The organism is Bacillus sp. 220_BSPC (assembly GCF_001054655.1).
Taxonomy (GTDB): Bacteria; Bacillota; Bacilli; order Bacillales; family DSM-1321; genus Peribacillus; species Peribacillus frigoritolerans.
The window spans coordinates 1-4,993 of record NZ_JVPL01000144.1 but is presented as its reverse complement, the minus strand read 5'-3'; the positions used below and the strand labels follow the sequence as shown (position 1 = coordinate 4,993).

2 protein-coding genes and 2 pseudogenes are annotated in these 4,993 nt (G+C 40.1%); all 4 read right to left on the bottom strand.

Annotated elements, in window-relative coordinates:
• Positions 1-76: 76 nt before the first annotated feature.
• Positions 77-1,352: pseudogene (locus ADA55_RS09365) on the bottom strand (IS110 family transposase).
• 546 nt (positions 1,353-1,898) lie between these two features.
• A complete protein-coding gene (locus ADA55_RS09360; RefSeq protein WP_048682481.1) occupies positions 1,899-3,335 on the bottom strand; it encodes an alanine/glycine:cation symporter family protein in 1,437 nt (478 codons plus the stop codon).
• Between the two features lie 93 nt (positions 3,336-3,428).
• On the bottom strand, positions 3,429-4,409 hold the full coding sequence (locus tag ADA55_RS09355; protein ID WP_048682484.1) for a glutaminase: 981 nt from the start codon (positions 4,407-4,409) through the stop codon (positions 3,429-3,431).
• 214 nt (positions 4,410-4,623) lie between these two features.
• A pseudogene (locus ADA55_RS29280) lies at positions 4,624-4,821 on the bottom strand (ATP-binding protein); the annotation flags it as partial.
• Between the last annotated feature and the right edge of the window lie 172 nt (positions 4,822-4,993).

Genomic DNA, 4,993 nt, shown 5'->3' with positions numbered 1-4,993 from the left:
ACTCTTGGTCTTAGTTTAGTAATGTTGCTGGCTTCTCCGTGTCATCCTTCTTGTATAAATCGATAGTTAGAAATGCTTACGCTGCCTCTGAGAGGCAGTAGAGATCCTTCATCATATTCTGCTCATTAAAATGGACTTTCTTTTTACAAATACCATGCAATACTTTCAACAACTTACCACAGAGTACCACCATCGATTGCTTTCCGCGTAAGGGATTTTGTTGGCGTGTTGTGTAATATTCATGAAGCTGTTTAAACCCCTCGTTGTGACGAATGAGTGGTACTATTACTTTGAAAAGAATATATCTAAGTCGCTTTCTTCCTCGTTTAGAGATATGTTTTTGCCCCTTATGCTGACCAGATGAGTTTTCCCGTAATGTTAATCCCGCTAGTTTAATCAATTGGCGTGGATTTTCATAAAGTGAAAAGCTTCCAACTTCTGAAAGCAAATCAACAATGGTTGCATCTCCTAATCCAGGAACTGAAGCAAGTAGCTCATATTCCATAGTTGTTTGGGCCATTTCGGATAATTGACTATTCACAGATTCAATTTCGTTTTCTAGTAAGCGATACTGACGCAGGAGCGTGGCAATTTCATGTCGGGCCATCTGTGTCCTTCTGTCAGTCCAATGGAGTTCGTCGCTGCTTCAATGAGTAGCTGTGCTTTTGGTAGCTGTGGGGCTCTCATTCCCTTTACCTTACGGTAAAGAAAGACAAGCTCCTCAGCACTTTTTCCATCGATATCCTGTGGCAACGGAGTCATTTCCAATGTAGCTAGAGCCATCTTTCCGAAAGCCGGAAAGACTTGAGTAAACTCAGGAAAATATCGATCAAGCCAACGAATGATTCGGTTTTTAATACTCGCTAAATCTTCCGTTAACTTTGAACGAAGAGTAGATCCGATACGAAGTTCTGCTTCTACTTCTTTTAATAAACGTGGATAGCTAAAACGTCCATCTTTCAATAAACGAGCGATGACTAATGCATCTTTTTTATCGTTCTTTGTCGGTAAATTATCGTCCAGTTCCTTCGATCGTTTGACATGCATTGGATTCACCATGACTAGTGGTATGCCATAATGATCTAAGAAATTGGCTAAGTTCATCCAGTAGTGGCCTGTTGGCTCAATTCCAACAATTACTTCTGTTTTCTTAGCTTCCTTCATTATTTGACGAATCTTTTCATACAGGTGTTCAAAGCCCTCTTTTGATTGATGTACTGCGAAGGCTTTTTCTATCACGCGCCCTCGTTCATCAACAAAACAAGCATAATGAACACGCTTGGCAATATCCATACCAACAACGAGTGTATTTTCAGTACTTGATTAATTTTTTCATTCCATTTAAACTGCATAGAGAAGTCCTCCTTGTTTGATGCTGGGTCAATGGTCGTTGACACTCATGCATCATACAAGAGGGCTCTTTTTCTTTCAAGACCCCGATCCTTCTAACAGGAATGCTGCCCCGTTAGCTCACACTGAAAATGCAGCAAAAAAGCCGGCAACTGCCAGCTTTTCAGAAGGTATTGTTTAAACTTAGCTTGATAGGCATGTGGTAGGACCCTTAATTTCACTAATCAAACCATTAAGAAAGTATGAGGATTATATTTATCTATACATATGAGAATTTATTCTTATATTGAAGTGCACTAAATTCATATAAATTACTTAAGTGTGTGGTCATCTTGTGGTCAGTGGTCAATTTGTTATCACCTAAAAAATGAAGTTTGAATAATCGGGGCAACTCATTAATACTTCCAAAGGTTGCCCCACAAAAATATCCTGTAAAGAATTACATTATTTAAAAGTATATAATATCCAGTTAGAATTGGTTCCCTTAACATTTTTACCATCTAACTTTACCACTCTTCTAACTTCCATATGAATGTCTTAGTTGTTTTTTACGCATCCTTCTTTAAAGATTGTTTTTCATCGACTCCCCAGCATTCTACATTCTTTAGACCAGGAATGTTAGAAACGTGAAAGACAGGGTTTCTGCCTGCTTTCTTCTGTTTCATGTAATCACCCAATGCGGCAAAAGCAATCTTGCCAAGTAACACAATCGCAATCAAGTTAATGATGGCCATAATGCCCATGAATACGTCGGCTAAGCTCCAAACGGTTGCAAGCTGGGCTAATGAGCCAAACATAACCATGCCAATTACTGCGATACGGTAAATAACTAACCATGTTTTATTTTTACTAATAAATTCAATGTTCGATTCACCATAGTAGTAGTTGCCGACAATAGAGCTGAACGCAAACAGCAAAATGATAATGGCGACAAAAATAGTGGCCCAGGATCCCATTTCAGAACTTAGCGCTGACTGTGTAAGGATGATACCGTCAGATTCGGATGATTTATAAACGCCTGACAATAAAATAATAAATGCTGTACAGCTGCAAATCACAAGTGTATCGACGAACACGCCAAGTGCCTGGATAAGCCCTTGCTTAACAGGGTGGCTCACATCTGCAGTTGCTGCAGCGTTTGGCGCACTACCCATACCAGCTTCGTTAGAGAAAAGACCTCGTTTTATCCCATACATCATTGCGGCTCCAAGTCCTCCGCCGACAGCTTCATTTAAACCAAACGCATTGCTGAAAATAAGTGAGAACACGGTAGGAAGTTCCCCGAAATTTTTTGCAACGATATAGATTGCAATAAGGATGTACATACCAGCCATAGGTGGGACCACCCATTCGGCAAATTTCGCAATTCGTTTAATACCGCCAAAGATAATAACCGCAGTTACAGCAGTAATGATAAGGCCTGTCCATACCGGATCGAATCCAAATGCATTGTTAAAAGCGCTCGTTATCGTATTCGCTTGTACAGAGTTAAACGCAAGACCGAATGTTATGGTGATGATAATTGCAAAGAGAACACCCATCCAGCGGGCTTTCAATGCTTTTTCCATATAATAAGCCGGTCCGCCCCGGAATATATTTGTATCTTTATCCCTAACTTTATAAATTTGCGCCAGGGTCGCTTCTACGAAAGCGGTCGCAGAACCGATAAGGGCAATTAACCACATCCAGAAAACAGAGCCCGGCCCACCGACTGTAATCGCCAGAGCTACACCTGCCAGGTTGCCCGTACCTACACGGGAAGCTGTGCTTATACAGAATGCCTGAAATGATGAGACACCTTTCTTTTCAGAAGAAGATGCTGCTCCCTCCCCTAACAGGCGGAACATTTCACCGATCATGCGAAATTGGACAAACTTTGTCCTGAATGTGAAGTAAAGCCCGATACCAATAAGCATAATAATGAGTACATAACTCCAAAGAAAATTACTAAAGTCTGTTGTAAGCCAGTTGATAACTTCCTTCATTTTACAATCCTCCTATACATCAATAAATGTACCAATCTATTTCAAATGCCAAAAATGAGGCAAAAGATCCTTGAAGTGTTTACCATAATTCTTTTAGAAAATACTTAAATCCCATTTTTCCGCAATGTGCCTTAGTAACATTACACCTGCATGGCTATTTCCATATTCATCAATAGCCGGTCCATAAATACCGATACCACATCCATTTGGAAAAGGTACTTCTTGCCGGCTCCTTGGGGGTACGAGCGCCATAATACCTCCAGATACACCACTCTTTGCTGGTATTCCGACAAAAGCGGCAAATTTGCCAGAAGCATTATACATTCCACACGTGAGCATTAAACTTTTCGTTAATCTAGCTACTTCTTTCGGAATAATTTGTTCATTGCGGAGAGGATGGTATCCATCATGAGCAAGAATTAACCCAATCATCGCGATGTCTTCTGCATTTACCTCGATCGCACATTGCTTCAGATAAATCTCTAAGGCTTCCTCAACCTCTACTTCTAAAAAGCCCGTCTCTTTTAAATAGTAGGCTAACGCTCTATTTCGATGAGCCGTTTGCCACTCAGATTGGAAAACGGCTTCATTAATCGTTGGCCGTTTTCCCACAATGCTTTCTATTATTGTGCATAGAGATTCTATTTTATTTTGTGGTGACTCCCCAGGAAGAAGGGAAGCTACCGTAATCGCTCCAGCGTTGATCATCGGGTTAAATGGCTTCCCTGGTTTATGCATTTCTAAACGAATAATCGAGTTAAAGGGGTCTCCTGTCGGTTCAACATCTACTCGTTCTAATACATAAGAAATACCACGGCCCAGACAGGCAGCGATAAAGCTGATCACTTTTGAGATGCTTTGCAAAGTAAAAGAGACGTGCCAATCGCCAGATTTTATTACCGTTCCACCAGGCCCTATGATGCAAATGCCTAAGTCAAAGGGATTTGCTTTTTCCAGCGCAGGAATATAGGCTGCACATTGTCCTTCACCGCTAAAGGAACGGTAATGCGTGACCCATTCATCCAGGCAATCCATCTGCAGGTCGCGTAATTGACGTTTTTCCTCTTGTATCATCCTTTGAACCATCAAGGTTTAACCTCGCTTTCTATAGTTTTATTACGGTGGAAGGATCGCAAAAGAGATATCCGGACATACTCCAGAAAACTTTTCGTGTCGCTTTGCATACTGTCTATGGATTTCTACGTTTCCAACTATTTGAAAGCGCTTCCATAACTGTTATTGATAATGATATAATTCGAACTACAGAATCAGACGAAAAACTACAAAAAATACGGGAACTTTTTTTGCAGCGTTTTTTTAAAAGAACCGATTCCTCATATAAATTGGAAATGAGCATCAACATATGTTCATTCTGTTTTCTAATTTGTCGTTCCCTCGACTGTGCTTCATACAGTTTTATCATATTGAAAAAGCTGAGAACAATAAAGCTGTGAGAAATCGAGATAATGATCATTCCGTTTAGTGACCCCTTTTACACCAAATGCGCAAAATATCTTATAAAAAACATGTAAAATAAAATGTAAAGTAACACCAGCTAGCAATCTTGCATAACTAACAACAATCCCTGTAGGGGTAGGGTAGGACAGTAAAACACAAATTTACAAAGTTAAAACTTTTTCAAAATAAAAAGAGCCAAA